The sequence below is a fragment of the Bacillus sp. XF8 genome (genome assembly GCF_017498755.1).
In the GTDB taxonomy this organism is placed as follows: domain Bacteria; phylum Bacillota; class Bacilli; order Bacillales; family Bacillaceae_G; genus Bacillus_A; species Bacillus_A bingmayongensis.
The window spans coordinates 511,199-533,298 of the sequence record NZ_JAGDQK010000002.1 but is presented as its reverse complement, the minus strand read 5'-3'; the positions used below and the strand labels follow the sequence as shown (position 1 = coordinate 533,298).

General features: G+C 35.8%; 14 protein-coding genes and 3 pseudogenes. 4 read left to right on the top strand and 13 right to left on the bottom strand.

Annotation, left to right across the window (positions count from 1 at the left end; translation table 11 throughout):
• Positions 1–71: 71 nt before the first annotated feature.
• A complete protein-coding gene (locus J4P91_RS29890) occupies positions 72–155 on the bottom strand; it encodes a DUF8096 family protein (RefSeq protein WP_483862138.1) in 84 nt (27 codons plus the stop codon).
• 423 nt (positions 156–578) lie between these two features.
• Here J4P91_RS29890 and J4P91_RS03160 point away from each other — a divergent pair.
• Together J4P91_RS03160 and J4P91_RS03155 are read left to right on the top strand one after the other, a co-directional pair.
• Positions 579–1,508 (top strand): annotated as a pseudogene (locus J4P91_RS03160) (carbohydrate binding domain-containing protein).
• A gap of 457 nt (positions 1,509–1,965) precedes the next feature.
• Entirely contained in the window at positions 1,966–2,505 is a 540-nt protein-coding gene (locus tag J4P91_RS03155) for a hypothetical protein (protein ID WP_098212294.1), read from the top strand.
• 623 nt (positions 2,506–3,128) lie between these two features.
• On the opposite strand, the gene J4P91_RS03150 is transcribed toward J4P91_RS03155, so the two are convergent.
• The 8 genes from J4P91_RS03150 to J4P91_RS03110 form a co-directional block, all read right to left on the bottom strand.
• Positions 3,129–3,932 carry an MreC domain-containing protein gene (locus J4P91_RS03150; protein ID WP_207992917.1) on the bottom strand — a complete coding sequence of 268 codons (804 nt, stop codon included), beginning with the start codon at positions 3,930–3,932 and terminating at the stop codon, positions 3,129–3,131.
• The gene (locus J4P91_RS03145; protein WP_207992916.1) at positions 3,916–5,559 is read right to left on the bottom strand and encodes a site-specific integrase; all 1,644 of its coding nucleotides are present in this window, start codon (positions 5,557–5,559) and stop codon (positions 3,916–3,918) included. The genes J4P91_RS03150 and J4P91_RS03145 overlap by 17 nt, the downstream gene beginning before the upstream one ends.
• Positions 5,560–5,567: 8 nt before the next feature.
• Positions 5,568–8,129 carry a helix-turn-helix domain-containing protein gene (locus J4P91_RS03140; protein ID WP_207992915.1) on the bottom strand — a complete coding sequence of 854 codons (2,562 nt, stop codon included), beginning with the start codon at positions 8,127–8,129 and terminating at the stop codon, positions 5,568–5,570.
• Positions 8,130–8,143: 14 nt separating this feature from the next.
• A complete protein-coding gene (locus tag J4P91_RS28735) occupies positions 8,144–9,409 on the bottom strand; it encodes a hypothetical protein (protein ID WP_243763676.1) in 1,266 nt (421 codons plus the stop codon).
• A gap of 452 nt (positions 9,410–9,861) precedes the next feature.
• On the bottom strand, positions 9,862–11,490 hold the full coding sequence (locus tag J4P91_RS03125; RefSeq protein ID WP_207992913.1) for a peptide ABC transporter substrate-binding protein: 1,629 nt from the start codon (positions 11,488–11,490) through the stop codon (positions 9,862–9,864).
• Between the two features lie 194 nt (positions 11,491–11,684).
• Positions 11,685–13,010: a bifunctional S-methyl-5'-thioadenosine deaminase/S-adenosylhomocysteine deaminase gene (locus tag J4P91_RS03120; RefSeq protein ID WP_207992912.1), complete on the bottom strand. Its 1,326-nt coding sequence runs from the start codon at positions 13,008–13,010 to the stop codon at positions 11,685–11,687.
• A 92-nt stretch (positions 13,011–13,102) separates the two neighbouring features.
• Positions 13,103–13,447, bottom strand: a complete 345-nt coding sequence (locus J4P91_RS03115) for a YunG family protein (RefSeq protein WP_207992911.1) — start codon at positions 13,445–13,447, stop codon at positions 13,103–13,105.
• 27 nt (positions 13,448–13,474) lie between these two features.
• Complete coding sequence (locus tag J4P91_RS03110; protein WP_207992910.1) at positions 13,475–13,921, bottom strand: GNAT family N-acetyltransferase; 447 nt, start codon at positions 13,919–13,921, stop codon at positions 13,475–13,477.
• A 236-nt stretch (positions 13,922–14,157) separates the two neighbouring features.
• Here J4P91_RS03110 and J4P91_RS03105 point away from each other — a divergent pair.
• A pseudogene (locus tag J4P91_RS03105) lies at positions 14,158–15,874 on the top strand (M4 family metallopeptidase).
• 172 nt (positions 15,875–16,046) lie between these two features.
• Here J4P91_RS03105 and J4P91_RS03100 read toward each other — a convergent pair.
• Both J4P91_RS03100 and J4P91_RS03095 read right to left on the bottom strand, forming a co-directional pair.
• Positions 16,047–16,547, bottom strand: a pseudogene (locus tag J4P91_RS03100) (pentapeptide repeat-containing protein).
• Between the two features lie 304 nt (positions 16,548–16,851).
• Positions 16,852–17,859, bottom strand: coding sequence for an MFS transporter (locus J4P91_RS03095; protein ID WP_207992909.1), 1,008 nt, complete (start codon positions 17,857–17,859; stop codon positions 16,852–16,854).
• A 114-nt stretch (positions 17,860–17,973) separates the two neighbouring features.
• On the opposite strand from J4P91_RS03095, the gene J4P91_RS03090 reads away from it, so the two are divergent.
• Complete coding sequence (locus tag J4P91_RS03090) at positions 17,974–18,861, top strand: LysR family transcriptional regulator (RefSeq protein ID WP_207992908.1); 888 nt, start codon at positions 17,974–17,976, stop codon at positions 18,859–18,861.
• A gap of 1,092 nt (positions 18,862–19,953) precedes the next feature.
• On the opposite strand, the gene J4P91_RS03085 is transcribed toward J4P91_RS03090, so the two are convergent.
• Together J4P91_RS03085 and J4P91_RS03080 are read right to left on the bottom strand one after the other, a co-directional pair.
• Positions 19,954–20,523: a dihydrofolate reductase family protein gene (locus J4P91_RS03085; RefSeq protein ID WP_207992907.1), complete on the bottom strand. Its 570-nt coding sequence runs from the start codon at positions 20,521–20,523 to the stop codon at positions 19,954–19,956.
• 372 nt (positions 20,524–20,895) lie between these two features.
• Positions 20,896–21,789 (bottom strand): mechanosensitive ion channel family protein, encoded by an 894-nt coding sequence (locus J4P91_RS03080; RefSeq protein ID WP_207992906.1) that lies wholly within the window; start codon positions 21,787–21,789, stop codon positions 20,896–20,898.
• Positions 21,790–22,100: the final 311 nt, after the last annotated feature.

Below are 22,100 nucleotides of genomic sequence, written 5' to 3'. Positions count from 1 at the left end.
GTTAGAGAAGGAAAAATTAAGTGTCCATTCGGGTGCTTTTTATTTTACAAAGAAAAAAGCCCTGGATAGGGCTATATGATTTTCTTCATACCGCATTGACGACATTCTCTTAAAAAGATGAAATCTTTAACGGAACTTTTTGTGACTTTACCCATAAAGCTACCGCTAAAGGAAGCATAAGTTGGCCAGAAAACACTTATTTTTGTAGGTGATTATCTAATTATTCAACGGAATTGGAAGCATAAATTGGCCGTGAGTTAATTATTAACCCATAAGCTTGCCGTGTGTTTTATTAATGTAGCTTTGGAATAATGTTTGTTCAAAATGATACTAATAACCTTAATAAACGAGCAAGTGGAACTGACGCTTTCGTTAGTTAATAGGTCACTATGCTCTCTTAATATGCTTTCTTTATCCGTCCAATTTGAGCAAAGTGTCCTTGTATATGTTGAAGATCTTTCAATTGAAAATAACCTATAAATCATTTATAAATAAAGTTGTTCTTTGGAAGGTTTATCCAAATATATATAGAAAGTATGAAAAAATAAATTTTAATCTGACCAAAGGAGATGAAGAAATTGTTTAAAAAAATCGGTATAGGGGTATTTTCTACAGCAATTGTATTAAGTGCCAGTATAGATTTTTCAGGTATTGTATCAGCAGATAGTCCATCTGCAAATGAACAAGTTAGGAATGGAGACTTTGAGGATGGGCTAAATAACTGGATTTTATCTAATCCTAATTCTTCTACCTAGAATATCAGTACTTCTGAAACAGGCAATCATTATCTGAAATTAATACATGCAGACACAGCCTATCAGCTTGTTACTGTAAAGCCGAATACAGAATATACATTAACATTTGATATAGCGGGAAGTATAGGTTCTCCATCAGAAGTAACAGTAGGTAATCTGAATGCCACTCAAGAAATAGTTCCATTAACAAAGAAGCAGTATACAGGATTTAAGCCAGAACATCATGAGATAAAGTTTAAAACAGAGGAGGATGTGTCAAACTTTGCTGTCAAACTTGCTTCTACAGCAAATGGGAGGGTTAAGTTTGATAATGTACAATTAAAGGAAAAGGAGAAATCTTATATTTTAAATATGGATTTTGACCACAATTCAAGTATAGAACCTCTTAAACCATGGGACGGCAATATGAAATACAATATTGAAGAGCATGCAGGGGTAAATAATTCTAAAGGACTTCATTTAAACTCATTAGGTGCTTCAGCGTTGTTTGAATCCATAACTTTGAAGCCTAATACTACATACATACTGTCCGCATCTGGAAAAGTAACTACTCCTAGTAGATACGTAGGGGCATTAGTATTGGTTGATGGAAGAACCCTAGCTGATATGGTATTTACTTCCTCACAGTATGAACAAAAATCGTTCGAATTTACTACTCCAAATTCTATTAATTCAAGTGAATTCTACATTGGTGAGCTTTCCGGGTTCAACTTTGATGCCTATCTTGATGATATCGAACTAGTTGAAAAGTAGCCATAATAAAAAATATATTTCTATCATTGACATAAAAAAAATTCTAGAAATGAGCCGCCATATGCCTATCGACTTGAGACTTTGAAATGTATCCAAAACGAAGTTTGTTCTTTCTACATTTATTTATGGGAATTCAGCTCGTTTTTTCATTTTGAGGAACAATGAATTTCTTAAATTGATGGCAATGTGGTTCTACCTCTTATAAAAAAAATCCCCACACAATGTGCAGGGATCAAGTGTAAAAACAATACTTTTTGTGGGTTTGAAATAAAGTCGTACCGTTTTGAAAAAAGATGAACCGTTTATAAAAAAGTTGCACCGTTTTGCCCCTTTGGATATGCTTTATCTGAAGGGGGTTCCTATGGTAAAAGTAATATAAGGTTATACGAACGGGCCATTTTGTTGAACTATTAAGGGGAAACAAGTAATTGCGTGCGTCGTACAAAGGGGTGCTGGGGTGAATGTAATTGCGTGGTTAATCGTTGCATGTGAAATAGGGTTTTGGGTTGTTATCACTTTAGGTCTATTCACACGATATATCCTTAAAAGAAATAAATTAGGATTGTTTTTCCTAGCCTTGACACCTGTCATTGATTTAATTTTATTGGTTGCTACGGGTGTAGACTTGTATCGTGGTGCGACTGCTACCAAAGTGCATGCAATTGCTGCTGTGTATATTGGAATCTCTATCGCATTCGGTAGAAGTATGATTGAATGGGCTGATATACGCTTTCAATATTATGTGATGAAACAAGGATCGAAACCAGTTAAAAGATTTGGCATCGATTATGCGAAACACTACTTTAAAAGTTGGGGACAACATGTGCTTGCCTTTCTAATAGGTGCTGGAATTTTATTCGTCCTAATCTATTTAATTAACGATTTTTCCCGAACAGAAGTGTTGGCTGGGTTTCTAAAATTATGGACACTTGTGTTAGGTATTGATTTTCTGATTGCCATAAGCAATTTTATTTGGCCAAAAAGGGCAAAGGGGTAACAATTTAAAATACCGCAAACGGGCGCGATTGTTTAAGATCATCGGTAGAAAATGATCAAACTTTATTATAAAAATTGCATAGTATTTCACAAAGGCTTAACCCGTTTTGATCAATCTTTTTTTCAAAACGGGTTCTTATCGTTTAACTTAAAATACGGGTTTGGGGGATATTTCTGATCAAACTTTATTCCAAACCAACACTTTTAAAGGTGAACAACCTCATAGTAATACATTCATTCCCTACTTGCAAAACAGTAAAATCCCGTTTTCTCCCAAACAAAATACAATTTTCTTAGGTAAATTCCCATAATATATCTATTGTTTAAATTAAAATGGTTCAAATCGGAGGAAGGCACCTTATGGTATCTTTTTTTATGAAAAAATCCCCATACAATGTGTAGGAACTGAATTTATGCTGTATATTTCATAATCGGTCGTAATTTTGAAATATACGGTTAGAACACGATTGGATTTTTTTATAAAAATCTTAAAATTAGCTAAAAAGAGTACTCCATTTTGATCGAACTTTTTTCAAAATGGAGTCATTGTATTAATTCCATAGTAACTATTTAGTCTAATACATTTTTTTAACGGAACAAAAAGCTGACCAAACCCGAAAGGGTTTAATCAGCCAGTAGGTCCCCAAATTCATCCCTGATATCGTCCACTAATTCCTCACCGGCTCTTCGAGCTTTCGGCTCTAAAAGTTCTTCAACCTGTTCCTTGCTCGCTACTATTTCTTTCGCTGATGGAAATAGTACATGCAGGTTAGTAGTTGTGCTCTTCTCCGGATTCAATTCCATATCAATCGCATTACCCTCAATTCCAACTTTCCTACGCTTATCTGGAAAATAAGATGAAACATACAGGTTATTAGATAGATGGATATAATGAGCCAACTCTTTCTTGAGCTTCTCATTTTCCTTTGATAACTTCTCGTTTTCATCTTTGAACTTACTAAGATTTTCGTTATTTTTTTCTAAGTCCCTAACCTTGGCGTACAACCGAATTCTAGACTCCTCAAGATGGTATAATTGATTAACCAGTTCGCGTGGATTGCTACTATACCGTTCCACAATATATTCAATGTTTACGTGATTTATTTCATCGTGTTCTGTCACACCGAACTCTCGACCATCTATTACAGGCATATTAATTCGTTCTATTTCTTCCGAAATCCTTCTACGCCATATTTGTCTCCCGATGATACCACCTGTGGCTTGTTCAAGGACACTAGGGTTAATTACTTCGCCCCTTAGCTCTTTTTTGACTTCAAGTGCAATATCCACAAGGTCGTCGTTTGAAAATCTACTGAAAGGTCCCCTGTCTCCATTAACCCTTACCTTTCCACTTTCAGGATACTTATTATTAATCCATTTTTGTATACCTTTTGATACACGTCTAATGTACTCAGTTTTCTGACTCATCTTCTTCCTTTTCCTCCATTATCCTAGCATCGATTATTGCTTTGTGGTCTAAGTATTTAAAAAACTGAACAGCCAGTGACTTACTCTCAGTTTCATTTATTTTTTCAATACCTTTCAACTTCTCATAAGTATCGGTACTCACCGTCGCCAGTAAATTGAGCGTATCAGTCATATGCTGTTCAAGTTCCTTGGAATAGCTTTCTAGCCATTTAATACCGTCTCCCCATTCACCAACGCTTGGTCTAAATGCGTAAAAATCGCATAACCTACAATCTTCGATACAGTTTCTTGGAAAGTTATCTGTATCCTTACAAAAACCAAATTCAACTCTACGCCAATCTTCTTCAAAACTCTTCTTCACTTGGGCTTCTCTAACTTTTTGCGCTCTTACTCCAATAAAACCATCATCCATTGCAGAACCGATTCCTCCCTCCACTTTTCTCTGTGCTAATTTATACACAAAGGAGGTGGCGTAATGTTTTGCGTGGGTAAAATAATTGCTCGGAGAGCTTATCTCGTCATGACCTGCTAAACGAGTTATTGTAAGTACGTTAAATCCTTGCAGAAACAGATTCATAATAGCGAAGTGCCTTGTATCACCAGCAGTTACGGGCGACAACCCAATCTCTCCAAATTGCTCTTCCACCATTTCTTCATAAAAAAAACGGATTAGATTATTGAAGTTGGTTCCGTTGGTAACATCATCAGACACAGTATATGATGTTCGAAACCTGTCATTTATCCAGTTTAGAGGAGGAATTAGGTACTCGGAATCAATGTTCATTTCTCTTAACTTAAACACGTAATTTTCAACTAACCGATGGGTATTTGCATCTATAAGAAGCGTGTGTTCCCAATGAGTTTCCTCTGGCGAGGAAAAATTTAATTTATAGCGTGGAATAGTGATCCAAAGCGAGCCATCGTCCTTTTCCTTTAAACAGTCCCTTTTTATTCGAAGAAACTCAATTACTCGCATCGGAATGATGTTTGTGATAGACCACCAAAGGTATAGAGGATAAAACCTCACAGTATCCTCTAAAGAATTTTCCCTAAAATACCTATTAATACAATCATCAAAAGTTAATACATCTTCAAAAGGAGGCAAATCCCGATTGTTATAAGTCGGATATTTTAATCCCTCGAAAATCTCCTTCACTTTGCTGTGCATGCTAGGAATTGGATTGAATTCAAGGTAATTCACCAACGTGTAACACATACGATAAGTTTCATTTGTATCCCTTGGCGTAAGAAAAAATTCTTTAATACTTTCTGCATCTCGCAAACCTTCGGTTTCTATTATGACAGTCTTTAATCGTTTTAAATCGTCCTTGATAGTTGATGGTTTTTTACCTGATTTTCTTCGGAGCAAGACAAATGACTTGAGAGAAGAACTAAACGAATTAAATCTACCTACACTGAAATTAAACTGGATATCCTTGTGTTTAACCGGACAAGGTAAGTACCAAGTGATATCACTGAAAGAATGAGCTTTCACGTAACCGGTTTTCTTCATTCCCTCAAACAACTCTTTATATTGCTCAAGGTTTGTCTTGGCATCAAAAGTGTATCTCTCTGTTACCTCAACCTTATAGTTTTTATCTGAGTTTAAGACGCTTCTTACTTCCACGAAAACACCTACTCTATAAAAGTTTTTGCTTGTATGCTACTAATTGCCTCTTTTATTTCCTTCTTAGGAAGGAACCCAGAGACCTGTTCTGGAGAATATATCTGATTTGCCTCTTTAAAGATAGTCATAATGGTCATAAATAGCTGTTTATCTCTTATAAATGTTGTTTCATATCTAGCCTCAACCATAGATTTCACGACCCTCTTAAACTCTGTGGCAGCTTCAATTAGAACATAAAATTGCGGGATAAAATACTCACAACCGAAGCAATTCTTTCTGCTTGGATACTTACAATTTGAATAAACCATACACTGACCAGGACTCGTTTTTGCAGGCATTTGTTGATTAAATATCTTCCTAATTAACCCCAATAGTTCCTCTTTAGGCATCTTGGACAATTGAAGAATTAATTGTTGTCTTTTTAAGGCATTTTCATGCATTAATTGCGCCCAATCTTCAAGCCCCCTAGGAGCTACATCTTCTCTAAAACCCTCTATCGCTCTTGTTCTTTCTTCCAATGAATGAACCACCCCTGTTCCCTCCAAAGCGCTTAGAATGATGTAATTATATAACCAACCAAAGTGACCTCGTTTGAACAGATTGGATGCTACCCGATTCACAGAACCATCTTTATTCATCAACTTAACATATATACTCGTTGAGTCTTCCCGTTCATGAGAACGGGCTTGTTTAGCTAAATTAAGAGCCATATCAGCATTGTCCGCATCTTCTTCTACGATGTGATAATGTAAATAGGTCATTGTACTTCGGTTCATCTTGCGATTTCTAAACTCTTTAAGTTCAGGTTTTCTATCAAAGAACTTACGATGCTGTTTACCGACTGTAGCGACATTATTACGAACAAGAAAAGTATATAAAAGGATATCATCATCTTTTTTCCTTCTATGAATCTCTGAGATAACTAGGGCATGTCCCACACATTCCACTAGAGTAGGCTCAACCAAAAACGTTAGATAAGCCCTTGTTTTATTCGTAACCTCCGGTCTTAGCTTTACGCGAAGTTCGTTTATTATCTTCTGACACTGCTCCAAAGTCAACCTATTCTCTTTAAACCACGCATGTTGGGTTACACCAATTTGTTCTAAGTTGATTTCCGGCAACTTTTCTACTATATCCTTATGTCTCCACACATCTGTCAGGTGAAGTAGCACATACACCCACATATTCGCATAAGAAGCACTTCTCAGAGCCCTGGGGATATGTTCCTCTAATTCTCTTGCGTACAGATTAATATCTTGATATACATCTGGAGAATATGGCGCTACTTCAAACTCCTCGTCTCCATCATCTTCATTTCTGCTTACTTTGAATTCTTTTTTAGGCACTATATCTTTCATTCCAAACGCAAAGTTTAAGAACGCTGAAAACACTACTTGAAGCCTATGAGCTGCTGTTGTTTTTAATAAAGCAGCTTCAATGGTATCTTCGATACCTTTGCCAATATCAGTAGATATCAACAAGATAATCTTCTGATACACGTTAACATAATCTGTAGTCAAGGATTTTAACTTATATCCCTCTTGCCTGGTTTTGCCCATATATTCTTTGAAATATTGCATATACAAATCAGTGAGTTCAGGTAAATGAGGGCTAGCAATTTCAGAAATACGTTCTTCGAACTCTTTAAGCATGGAATCTTTTGAATAGTATTCATCACTACGCGTTTTTGGAGGAGCTTTCCTTTGTAGCCAATCCGTATTATCAATGTATTTAGAAACTTCCCCGACAGGGATAAACCATTTATTACCCATTTGAATGAAATCGAGTAAATTCCCATTTTTAATTCTCGTTTTTACAACTTTCCAACTGTGCCCAACTTTTTCACAAAAATCAACAAGCGTCATATACTTCTGACTTTTCTCTGATTGCTCTCTTCGTTTCTTTAAAACGTCTTCAACATAATCGCATGGAATAATCCAACTACCTTTTGTTTTAAGCGCATTTTTAATTGTGCCATTGCTGCAATAGATAGCCAGGGTAGTAGTGGACAGTTCAAGTTTATCTGCCGCGTCTTTTATTGTCATATAACCGTCTTTTACGTTTTTTTGACCTAGAACCCGTCTTATCGCTTCTTTGTTTAAATAGATAACATTGAAATACGAGAATTTCTCTGTATCTAACAATCTACGTTCATCGTAGCTTATCACAGCAACTGTTGCTCCAAATTCAGCAGCAGCAGCCCGACTTATAAAAACCTTTTTGTCTATACTTTCTTTTTGCGACAACAATTCTTTGACTTTAGGTTGTTCTGTCAGAATATATGTACTCGTAAATTTGACTATTGTTATCTCTTCTACCTCAATACTTCCGTCATCTATCAACCTTTTGACTCTTACATCAATAACACCCAATTTATCAGCTAATTGCTTAATGGTGTAATAGTTTTCAGAAATGTATTTTAACCTCAACTCGATTTCATCAACTGATTGTTTAGGTATCAGCCACTTTTTGACCTTTCCTTTTAGAGCCACCTTTTGACTCTCCTCGAAAGCGACATCTTTACCAGTCAAGTACCCTTCGGGTATATTACCAAATTGTTTCATCTCCACCGTACCTTTCACCATCAGTAATCATTATTTTTTCGTCTTTCTACCAAACTCGGTATATATTCATTGTTTAAATTGCTGAACGTTTTCTCAATCTTCTCCCGAATCCTTGTTGTTTTAGCTATGTAAGGAAGCGCAGAGTTTACCTCTTTATCACCACGTTTATAAGCAAGCAAAAACGGATTATCTGTCCGTTCTGCAACCATATTGGTGAACGTTCCTCTTCCGATATGTGTTGACCAATCTACCGTTCTAAGGTGGTCAGACACCGCGATATCATCTTTATCTCCGTACACTTTTAAGTAGTTGCAGAACTCTTTTTTCACCTTATTGAAATACTGACTGTAGCTCTTACTTGTCATCGCCCTTCCCTCTGCGTTCACAAAGAGCGCGTTACTACCGTCTAATGGTTTATATTTTATTAGGTGGTCTTCAAACAACACACTCAACCAACCTTTGACATTGAAAATCTCTTGAGTCCTTTCTCGTTTAACCGCCGAACTCGCATGGTCTTTGATATCTGTTCTAAAGTTTCTAGTTTTGATATCGAGTATAAAATCACCATTTTTTATCCTTCGTGTTGCTTGCGTTCTTATGATATTAACAACTTCTCCATTGCGAAGCCCACCCATAAATTGCATGTAAATTCCTAAAGTTATCCTAGGCGCTACCAAGATGGATATCTCTATCAGTAAAGTCAGGTATTGTATCGGAAAAATGTGCTCTTTTTTTGTATTAGCCGATTTAGGATACTTAACTCCCTTAAATGGTGATAAATAGTATTTTTTTCCCCATTGATTCTGTTTTTTTACAAACTGATTCAGTGGAGTTTCAGGTAGAAAGCCCTTCGTGGCTAAGAAGACGTAAAAATTAGTCAACGTTCTTTCGTACAGCCTTACAGTTCCATTACTCACCTTTACGTCCGTCCCCAAATGATTTAAAAACTCTATACCATGAGATATCTTCAATCCGGAAAGAGAATCTAATTTTAAGTGTTTTCTATTCTTCTGGATATAGTTTAAAAAAACCACTAAAATGTCCGCATACTTCTTCATCGTATTAGGTTTACTGGATGCATATTTACTTAAAAGGAATTCCGATACCGGATGTATGACTTTGACTGTTGCTCCACTTTCTTGATCTATCCTTCTCACTGATATCAATGCAAACTTCTTTTCATCGCCATACCAATCAATCCACATAATATCTGTAAAGAACTCAAATTTATACATAGGCAAGACACCTATGCTTTTGTTATTCTCCGCCATATTCATATTCATCATGTATAAATCTCCCTCAACTTTCTGACAGTTGTTCTATATGTATTTAGCTGTTACTGCTTGTTTTTAAATTCAAGGTCCTCGCACCGAGGCTATGTCCTCCTAAAACTGAAACAAACAATCCCTAATTATGTACAATTATTATTGGTATTGTTTTACTCTGATAACTCTTAATGCCATGATACTAAAGAAAAAAATATATGTACAAGCGATATCACTCGCATAAAACAAAAAAACCTCTTATATCAAGAGAGATAATCACTTTTAAGAAATTTAATACGTCCAATATCTTTATGTACAATATTGCGGTGATATATATTTGAAATATATTCCACCATTTTATATTAACATAGCTATAAGATTAGAATTTGAAAACACACGATTTATTCTCTAAACATTGTTTTTGTAGACACTAAAAAAGCTAAGACACATACGTCTTAGCTTTTTAATTCAATCTATCTTTCACTTAAATAAGCATTTTTATACGTATACACACCACCAAATTGATGCTTTTCAATTCCTTTTACATATTCCTTTTGTATGTATGCTAGGCCAGTATGATAAAGAGGAGCAACAGCAACATCTGCTAACAATACTCTTTCTGCTTCTTGTAAATATTCCCATCTTTTCTGTCGATCTAATACAATATCATGTTTAGCTTTATTTATAAGATCGTCATAATACGAATTTGAATACTTCATTTTATTATTCGAATTATCTGTCGTAAATAACTCTAAGTAATTTATAGGATCTTTGTAATCTGGCCCCCACACTACCATGGATATATCATACTGTCCTGTTTGTTCAAGCTGTAATTTTTGTTTAGATGGTTGCTGCTTAATCTGTATCTTTAAGCCTAGTAAGTGCTTTTCAAGCTCTCCTTTTATATATTCTGCTATACGTTTTGCATTGTCTTGTTCAAATGTTAAAAATTCAAGTGTAACACTTTCTGTACTAAGTTCTTTTTTTGCATCTTCCCAAATTTGTTTAGCCTTTTGCAAATCATACACAGCAAGATTACCATTTTCCTGTCGAAAATCTTTTCCATTTGTTTCATTCTTATATCCTATCGGGATAAGACCTTCTGCAGGTGTTGCACCATTATTGATAAAGTGATTTACAAATCCCTCTTTATTCAGTGCTAAAGAAATAGATTGCCTGATTTTTTTATTTGCTAACGTAGCATTCCTTTCATTAAAACGTAACATGGCTATCGCAGATTCTTTTTTCATATGCAATTCCTTTTTTCCCTTGTATTGATCTACAAATGTTGCACTAACAGGAGCACGATCAATACTACCAGATTCATATAAATTTACAGCCGTCATTGTATCTTTTACAATATGAAAATTTATAGCCTCTAGCTTCACTTGCTTCTTATCCCAATATGTATTGTTTTTCTTCAGTTGAAATTCTTGTTCATGCTTCCATTTTTCTAACACAAACGCCCCATTGTATATAAGATTATTTGGCTCTAATCCATATCTATTTCCTTGTTCTTTCACAAACGATTCGTGCTGTGGTAAATAAACAGGTAATGCTAATAATTGTAGTAAATATGGGACAGGCTGTTCTAATTGCACTTCTAGCGTATAATTATCTAATACCTTTACTCCTAGTTGATCAGCAGCCAATATACCTTTATTTATTTCTTTCGCGTTTTTTATATCAAACAGCAAGTATGCATATTGAGCTGCTGTTTCAGGACTCAATACCCGTTTCCACGCAAAAGTAAAATCATATGCTGTTACCGATTCCCCATTTGACCATTTTGCATCTTTACGCAAATGGAATATATATCTTTTCCCATCCTCACTTCTCTCAAAAGACTTCGCCACACCAGGAATAGGCTTATCTTGATGATCCAGTACATATAACCCTTCAAATATATTTTGCATTACATGTGATGATGTACCGTCCATCGCTTTCGCTGTATCAAGGGAAGGAATTTCTTCTGATACAGTTACGTTTAACACCTGTTTTTTTGCTACTTCATTTGTTTTAACAGTTTTGCTACTACAAGCTGTTAAAAGTAAAGCTGTTGTAAGTATAAATACTATTAATCGTGTCTCATGTTGCTTCATGAATTTTTCTCCTTAAATTCAAATAATATTATAAAGCGTTATATATTATAACAGAAATATTACTGTAAAGCCGTTACATCTCAATGAATATGTATGCATTCTAAAATAAAAAACACTATCCTTCTTTTATTTACTAAAAAGGATAGTATTTTTTATCAATTTTCTCTATTTCATCAGTGATTTCTACCTTACAACTACATCTTTAATCCTCGCTTATAACGACTCGCTTCAAAAATAATCCGCTCTTCATCTAATGTTTTGCATTCACCATTCCAAACAATACGCTCTCCATTAATAATGACATCAGATACATCTTTTCCACTTGCTGCATACACAAGGTGTGACAATACTTCTTCTGCTGGTTGTAAATGTGGCTTATTGGACGGATCTATTGTAATAAAGTCAGCACATTTCCCTACCTCAATTGAGCCCGTTTGTTTCATTCCAATTACTTCTGCAGCTCCTTTTGTTGCAAGTGAAAGAGCTGTTTCAACTGGTAATGCAGTGGCATCTTTATGGATGCCCTTTTGCAATAACGTTGCGACGCGGAGCTCTTCAAACATATCTAAATTATTGTTAGATGCCACGCTATCTGTTGCGATACCCACTTTGATTCCCGCTTCTAACATTGCTCTAACATCCGCTATACCAGACCCTAATTTTAAGTTACTATTTGGGTTATGAGCAACACGAACATCATTTTCTGCTAAGAAAGCGCGCTCATTTTCATTTAACACAACTCCATGAGCAATAACTGTCGGTCTCTTAAATAAACCACAACTTGCTGCATACGCTACTGGACGTTTGCCATATTGTACTTCAATATCCCGTACTTCACGCTCTGTTTCGGAAAGGTGAATGTGAACCATTGTCTGATTTTCTACTGCAATACGCGCGCACTCTTCTAACATTTCTGTAGAGCATGTATACGGGCTATGAGGAGCAACCATCGTTGTTAACATACCATCTTCACTGTAATATCGTTTTACATATTGCTCTGCATCTTGAATTGCCTTCTGTTCATCCTCTTTCGTTCCAAAGCTAAATAAGGTTCTTGAAACTGCAGCACGCATTCCACTATTACGAACTGTTTCCATAATCGCATCCTGATCCACACCAATTGGATTAAACATATCAGAAAATGTTGTCGTCCCGCTTTTCACCATTTCTAACAAGCCAAGTTCTGTACTTGCAACGGCAAGCTCTGGAGTAAATTGACTTTCAAGCGGCCAAATTCTCGTTTCAAGCCATGGTTGTAATAGCATATCGTCACCAATGCCACGTAAAAGACTCATCACAACATGCGTATGTGTATTCACAAGACCTGGCAATAGCCATTTTCCTTTCAGATTTACTACTTCATCTACTTGATTTTCATTAGAGAATTCACCATTTTTCACTTCTATAATTTTACCATCTTCTACAATGATATATCCGTTTTGTAACACTTCATTCTGTTCATTTAAAGTTGCAATCGTAGCGCTTACATAAGCTGTTTTCAAAAGTATTTCCCCTCTCAACTCTATGAAGTATTTTCCTTTTAACGAGTTACCACCATTATAGTAACTCATTAAGTATTAAGAGTCAAAAGATATTTCGCTTCATACAAATTCTATTGCATAAAGATATGCACTTTCTGTTTTAAAGAATCATATTGCCTTTCATTTGTGTCTGCAAATGCTTCTTCTCTATTAGAAGTAATATCCATATAGGCTATCTCTTCAAAAAATTGTGCTTGTGTAAAATCATATCGCTTGCCATTTATAACATTGTAAAAGTGCCAAGCTTCGCCAACTTGCGTCTTCTTTATGTCTCCTCCAAACAAATCATGTATAACAAGTGCTGTTACACCACATTGTCCTTTTGCTGGATTTTCTATCGTCCACTTTGAGCTTGTTTCTAATGACCAAGATTTTATTAAAACCTCGTGCACTTGTGCAATTTCTAAATCACTCATTTCAGCATCTCCTATGTATACTCATTTTTATACATCATATTGCAAAAGTGGCAAAGCACGATCTTTAAAAACTGTTGAAGGTGTCTCTCCAATTAACTTTGCTCCCATTTTCATATAATACCCTTTCGCATTTGGATCACTATCAATTGTAAAACGCTTAATTCCTAATTCAGCCGCTTTTTCTACGACACTTTTCCATAGAATGTTACCATAACCTTTTCCCTTATAATTTGGATGTAAATATAAAAAATCGAGTGCCGTTTCTTCTTTACGTTGGAATGAAAAAAAACCAATTTCCACACCTTGTTTTTCTAAAACGTATACATCATTACTTTTTATGTACTCTTCTGTAATCGTCAAATCTTCCTTACATGCTAGTATGAATTCTTCGCTGTAATTCCAAGTGGCTTTTGATGTTAGTGCTATATGACTTAATTCATTTGCTTCGTTTAAGAAAGCTTTCCTAATGATCAACCGTATCCCTCTCTTCACCATATATGACATATAAACTACTGCACTACAGTTATTCACCCAAATTTCAACAAATCCTTCAGGACCTATCCCTCCTTATTTTTATATTTAACTACGCAACTATGCAATTTTGCATATTTTTACATAAAATGAAGTTTTTCTCTTTTATTCGACATAATTCTGTATTACAATTCTATCAAGTTTTAATTTTCAAAATATAAGAATGGAGGAGATATAATATGAATAAAAAGAATAGAATTACTTCAATCGGTATTTCGACCGGTCTTGCTTTATCCATATTCGCTCCATACAATTTAGCAAATGCACAAACAAATGATCAATTACAACTCAACATAGAAGATGATAATTACCGTGCAGGAGACTTAACTCTTCCTTCTCAAAAAGCTCCAGAACATGTAGTGAAAGATGCCTTAAAAGAAAAAACAAAGCAAGTCTTATCTCCTAAACAAGTAAACAAAGAAGAGAAGGTAGACTTTAAGGTCACCCAAAACGCCCCTCTTATGACGGCACAACGTTAGTACGTATGCAACAAACTTATGAAGACCGCGAAGTATATGGTTATCAGCTTACAGCACACGTTGATAAAAAAGGGGTAATCAAAAGTATTTCAGGAGATAGCGCTCAAAACTTACAACAACAAAGTGATTAAAAAAACCCTGTTAAACTATCAAAAGATGATGCAAAGCAATATATATATAAGAAGTATGGTAACGATATCACATTTATTGATGAAGCTGAAAGTAAGTTAGTAATTTATGTAGATGAGAATACAAAAAAAGCAACAACTGCTTATCAGGTAACATTTAGCGCTGCCACACCACAGTATGTATCTGGAACATACTTAATGAATGCTTTTAATGGTGAAATTTTAAAAGATATGGTACAAGAATCAAATTTAAAAGTAGATAAAAAATTAGTTCAAGTGTTACAAAACGACAAGAAAAAGAGTCTTTCTTCACTAACTGGTACAGGTAAAGATGATTCTGGAAATACTCGTACATTTGGAATTTCACAACAGAGTAATGGAAAATACGCATTAGCTGATTACTCACGCGGAAAAGGTATTGAAACATATGATGTCAATTATAAAGATATTACAACACAAGACTGGGCATATCCTGGGAATCTAGTAACAAGTGCTTCTACAACATTTAACGATTCTAAAGCTGTTAGTGCACATTACTTGGCAACAAAAGTGTATGACTTCTATAAAGATACATATAAGCGTAATAGTTTTGATGATCTTGGTAAAAAAGTAGTTTCTGTTGTACACGCATGGGATTCTACAGAAACAAATGATCCTAAACAATGGTTTAATGCACTAAGCTCTAACTCTAGTACGAGTAGCATGCTTGTGTATGGAGATCCTCTTGTAAAGGCATATGATGTCGCTGGACATGAATTTACCCATTCCGTTACTGCCAGTGAGTCTAAATTAAAATATGAAGGACAATCAGGAGCCATTAATGAAGCTTTATCAGATATCTTTGGTGTAGCTGTTGAAAAGTATGCAAACAACGGAACATTTAACTGGACAGTAGGTGAACAAGCAGGAGACGTATTTAGAGATATGGCAAATCCCTCTTCTCTTTCTACTGGCTTTGGAGCATATCCAGATGATTTTAAAGACTATAAAAACCTACCGCTAACTAGTGATGGTGATTATGGCGGGGTACATATCAATTCTAGCATTATTAATAAAGTAGCTTACTTAATTGCAAATGGTGGTACTCATAATAACCTAGCTGTTCGAGGAATTGGTGAAGATAAAATGTTTGATATCTTCTACTATGCAAATACAGATGAATTAAATATGTCATCTGATTTCAAAGAATTGAAAACTGCCTGCATTCGTGTTGCCACAAATTTATATGGGCAAACTCTTCTGAAGTTCAGGCAGTTCAACAAGCTTATAAAGCAGCTTTTATTGATTAATACTAGAATTAAAGTTTTAACAACATATCAATCGAATTATTCGCTTTAATAAGTTCCTTTTTAGAGAAAAATAAAGAGCTAACTGGATGTAGTTAGCTCTTTATTTTAAACAAACTATCACCCTATTATTCAAATTATCTTTCATAAAAACTTATAATAATAAAAAAATAATTTAATCCACCTTCGCTCCGTAACACCTCGCCACAGCAATTGCCTGCGTTATATCCAATCTCACATTTTTTAATTCAAATTCCCTAAAATCGATTCTATCAATTACTGCTCCCCTTAAGTCTGCCCCCATAAGCTTTGCTTTCCCTAATTGGGCGCCCGTCAAATCAGCTTCTACTAAACGAATACCCTTTAACTTTTGTTTATTTAAATTTGTATACAATCAATCTCCTGCTACAATTGTCAAACCGTCTAAGTTTGCCTCTTCAAAATCAGATCCTGTCATTTTACATTCTTCAAATTTTGTCACAAATAAATTCGCTCCAGAAAAATTACAATTCGTAAAGGTCGATTCTATATAAATAGAAGCATTAAAGAGAGTACCTGTAAAATCACACTGGATGAAATTACAATTTTTTAATTCCTCTTCTTTTATAGCAACATCTGTAGCTTTGAAATAAAATTTGTTCAAAAATACCCCACAATCTAAATTTTTACGATAAATAAAAAGAATACATTTTGAAAAAAGATTGATCAAAATGTATTCTTCTCCAGCAGATTTAAGTGTGGTTTTTATAAAATAGTTGAATCATTTCTACCTATGTTGTTCCACAATCGCGCCCGATTGCTGAAGATCAAAACTACCCCAAGGGTATTCGCCGCAAACGTTTGTGCTTTCGCATTCCACTTTCGGATAACTTCCTCTCCTTGGGATTGATGATTCTTGAGCGTTTCTTGCCACGCTCGATCCCATGAGGTGTAATCCTAATATTGACAATTGTCATAACACTCAACTCCTATTTTTTGATTTACTTGCTTGCACTCGATTCTTTCAATTGCCCTGAATACCGGAGCCGCAGACTCATAAATACTAAGAACAATGCAATGACCGTGAGGAAAACCCCGAGCAGTCGAAATCCTGCGAAGTTGAACGCACCTCCCATGATGATGCCTGTCAACAGTGAAGATAGAATCGTACCCAAGTATCTCAAGGTATTAAATAGTCCAGATGCAACACCAGCAATTTCTTTTGGAGAACTTTTAAACAAAGCCGCCTGCATACCCACAGCGTTCAACCCGTTGCTAAAACCGAATGCAGCTAACGCCAAGCTCACACTGATTACCGGTGAAGTTTGAGTCAATGTCACGATCCAGACCGAACCCAATGTCATCAGTATTGCGGATACGATCAATGCGGGTCTGGGTCCTGATTTATCGACCCATTTTCGAAATGACATGTCGTGTGTAACCGTTGCTGCCGGTCCGTCCTTAGGAATCATCTTCCAAGCTAATAGAAAGCTTGCCACTATGAACGGAATATTGACGATAAAGATCGCAGGCCAGTCCCACCATTGGATCAATACCCCGCCGGCAAAAGGTCCTATAGCTGCCGCACCGGATAGGAAAATCGACAAACCTGCCAGTGCAGTCGCTTGCTTTTCCGTAATATGAACGCGTACAATAGCCGTTCCAACTGCAACCAGCATACTAGTTCCGATCGATTGCACGATTCGGGACACGATAAGCCATCCAAAATTCGGAGAAAATGGAGCCAGTATAGAAGAAATCAAGGATACAACTAGACCGGCCAGAAATATCTTCCTCCGCCCGAATAAATCACTAGCCTTACCCATTACAGGTTGGGCGATAGCACTGGCAATGTAAAAAGAAAAAATAATCCAGGATACATCGGTAAAATCAATGCTATATACATGTTGCAACCTGGCAATAGCAACAGAAATCATTGATGAATTTAATGGGTTTAATAATATCCCAAGTCCAACGGATATCATTAACCACCTGCTGCGAGCATTCATTTTTGAGCCCCCTTATGTTTGTTATATTGTTATCTTACTTGAAAATTTACATTCTCTCCAATGCATTTTATGTTATGATATCATTGATCCAAAGGAATGATTGGAGAGTGAAAAATGGAACTTCTTCAACTGCAATATTTTTTGGCGGTAGCTCGATTGGAACATGTAACCGAAGCTGCACGAAGTCTGCATGTTACGCAATCGTCGCTAAGCAAAACGATTCAACGCCTGGAGGAAGATTTGGGGGTCCCTCTATTCGATCGATCAGGGAGGAAACTGCGATTGAATGAGTTTGGAAACAGATTCCTTCGCCGCGTGGAAAGGGCTTTGTTTGAATTGGAACAGGGGAAGCAGGAGATTAACGATTTGTCCAGTGCGGAATCTGGTACACTCGAGTTGGCGGTTACAGCCGCAAGCACATTACCCCAGATTCTTCGGGAGTTTCGTAATAAGCGGCCCAATATCCAATTTCATGTGCAAATGCTGACCACACAGGAAATGGTTACGCTTTTACATCGAGGAGAGGTCGATTTCTGCTTGTCCTCGCCTCCTGTACAAGGGGACGACATTGAATGCCAAGTTGTCTTCATTGATCCCATTCTTGTAGCTGTTCCTATGGGACATCGTCTGGCAGATCGAAGCAGCGTAGCCTTGACAGAACTAAGGGATGAATGTTTTGTCGGTGTAAAGAGAGGCTACGGTACTCGCGATTTAGTGGACTCTGTATGCAAATCGGCTGGATTTGCACCTAAATATGTATATGAGGGAGATGAACCTACACGGCTGATCACTCTTGTAGAAGCCGAAATTGGCCTTGCTTTCATACCAAGCACGGCAAAGATTTCATGGGATAAGATCAAATATCTGCAAGTTGAGGATCACGAATTGGTACGAGAAATCGCTTTATTATGGCATAAAAGTCGGTACATGTCGCAGGCTGCTCTGGAATTCCGCGAGGTCGTTCTGGACTATTTTGAGGCGAAATCCAAGCAGAACATTTAATCATACTGCATGAATCAAACTGATTCGTTTGGCCATCAAGTTAAGTATTGAGGACAGTTGGTAATACCGACAGATTAGGGAACATCTATAGATATCGGACAGACACCGAATTTAGATATGGATGAGGAACTACAAGTAGCATGGTGAATTCGGACTGATAAATCAACGAGGTCGACGTAAGAGTATGTGGACCAGGAGCGGCTATTATGCCTATAAAAAGCGGAAAGAAATAGACGAGACAAGACACTTAATGACTTGATCCCGGTTGAGTACAACAATTACGACGGTAAATATGGTTGATGCAGGAGATGAACTTACGTTCCCGAATCCGCCGCAAGCATCGTTGCAACTATAGTTCATCTGTAGAAGGTCGGGTTGCAAAGAATCTCTTACGGCAAAACTTTAAGGCAAGTGCCCTTAATCAAAAGTGGATAACGGATGTAACTGAATCCGAGTAGGCGACCACTGGCTGTATCTATTGGCATCAAAGATTTGTTCAACAATGAAATCGTAGCTTACCAGATAAGTTTGCGTAACGACAATCAGCTTGTCCTTCAAACGTTTACTAAAGCTTTTGAAAAGACGAAAGACGTGACTGGTTTGATCGCTGTTAACGATCAAACCAATCACGTCTTTCGCTTACCACTAAGTCTTTGAGGAGCTTATAACAAAGTTATTCCTCACAATTATGAATAAATTGGACTAGAATATTGGTTTATAGGCTAAAGTTGAGTTTAATAATTTCAATTAATTCAAATACATAAATAAACCGTCCCTTATATGATTGAATAAAACCATAAACGAGAATTAAACATATCTGAACCTTTGTAATATCGGTCAACTTAACTTCTTTAAAAACCTTCATCACTCCATTAAAAAAGGCATTTTACGATAAATTCTTTATAAGGGAAAAAACCCCTTCTTCCCTGAGTACATTTCTTTACAATTCCACACAAAAAATTAACATAAATATCTAATTTTGTTTGGTAGTCTTATTCAATTAAATGGCCCGATTATTGAAGAAGTGACAATTACTATCGAGTATTTCCTAATGATATTTATTGTATTTTATCTTTGGAATGTGCAATATTATTAATTCCCATTCAAATGATAGATTAGTTGCACAACGCCAGAGGAGAACGTTCTTGTATTAACCATTTTTAAATTCAATCTCTGTTTTATATCAATAAACAACGGTTTTCCTTCTCCCAAAATAACAGGGTGAACAGATAATCTAAATTCATCAACAAGCCCTAAATTGATAAAAGTTGTAATAAGACTTGCTCCACCATATAGCCAGATGTCTTTACCAGGCTTATTCTTTAATTTATTTACTTCTTCAAGAATATTATCATTTATGAATATTACTTTATTATCGGTCCCTTTTTGCGTTCTGGAAAACACATATTTTTCTTTACTATGAATTAATTCCCAAATTTCTTTTTCAGTATCAGTATCTTCAATTTCTGGAGTAAATTGTCCCCATAAATCGTAGCTTTTTCTTCCATATAAAATAGTATCAATTTGATTTAAGAAATTAATAAACCCCATCTCAGAGTCCATGATACACCAATCAACTTCCCCATTTTTCCCTTCAATAAAACCATCTAAAGTAACTGCTAAATCTAAAATTATTCTTCTTGGTCTTACGTTATTGGACATAATTCTTCCTCCCTTTAATCATTTAGATATTGTTTCTCCCGCCAAGTTTTTTATATTTTCATTATTTGCAGCACTTATTTCTGAATAAAGTTACTGATGTTATTAAACTAACCTGCTCTTTAACTTAATAACAATTATCTCAAATTTCCATTATTTCCACAATTAGTTATACAAGAATGTAGCCCAATACATAAAGAATGAGCACAATTCTTGCTACAGAATTGCGCCCGAGTGCAGAAGTTACTTTTTTAGGAGGTATTGTTTAAACCCTTAAGCTCATCGAAATCTGCCGGTCTACAAACCCAAATTCTAAATATAATTTGCAATCGCGCCTCATGAACTGACCTAGGATCTCCAATCAGCTAGTTTTCTTTACCTGCTTGGTGAAAGCTGCTCTCCAGGAATCTCCTGTAATTTTTCAGTATGAACGAACATGTTCGCTGTTGGCATTTGTACTTGATTCTTATGGAATATAGACATTAGTTCAAACCTTACTTGCCTGGAAGTTTCAAAATACTCTTCAGGTTTAACCAAGCCTATAATACAAAATTCGTATCCAACATATTTAAGGTTTGGATTTAAGTCTGTAATACCAATATATTGAAATGGTTCAACAGCCTCGTCCTCTATCCTATATAGGCTTTGATCCAATTTTTCATTGCAGATAACACTTACTTTTTCTAACAATTCCTTTATTCTTGTAGGATCTTCCTGATAACTTACCGTAATCCGTTCAATAACCCGCATCCGGCCTTTATTAAAATTTTGTATCGTTCTAATCTCTCCATGTGGGATGGTAAGGAGTTTTCCCGACCATTCACGAATTTGCATAAAGCGAATACTGATTTCCTCAATGGTACCTGAACTTGTTCCGTTAAAAGTAACAAAATCGCCGACACGAAACTCTTTGTCCGTTAATCTTGCGAACCCTAATATAACATCTTTTAGCATCTGTTGTGCAGCAAAACCGACGACAACTCCGGCAATCCCTGCACCTGCAAGAATACCTTTTATATCTACAAATTGACTAATTAGATAAATAACAAGGCTAATCATAATTCCATACCTAAAAATTGATCGAATTACACTTTGAATCGTCTGTTCTACTTCTTCATCAAAAAAACTTGACTTCCTAAAGAACCAATCAATAATACGGTTTATGACAAAGGAAAAGGTCATGAGAACCAAAGCAAATAGTGTAAATCTTAAAAGTAAAAACTTCCTTACATAATTAAAAAATTCCTCAGTAAAAGTTAATAAATCCATCCATCCACTTCCTTAAAAATGAAAATTTCATGCAAAGCTGATTTATTGTAAATACCTTTTAATCATCTCAAAATTTCTTCCAGGATCATCTGTTACTTTGACCTTAAATATTGTTTCCTTAACTGTGTATTTTGATTTTTATTCCCAGTTCATCTTCAACAATCTGGCCCTTTAGCGGAGTAACTTTATCGCTACTCAACGGTTCCTTAATCCGCCTTTCAGTTCAGATCTTCTTTTCACTTTTCACTATAAAAACACCACTTTAGATAAACAGATCCAAAGGGGTGTTTTTATAAACGTCGCGACTTTAT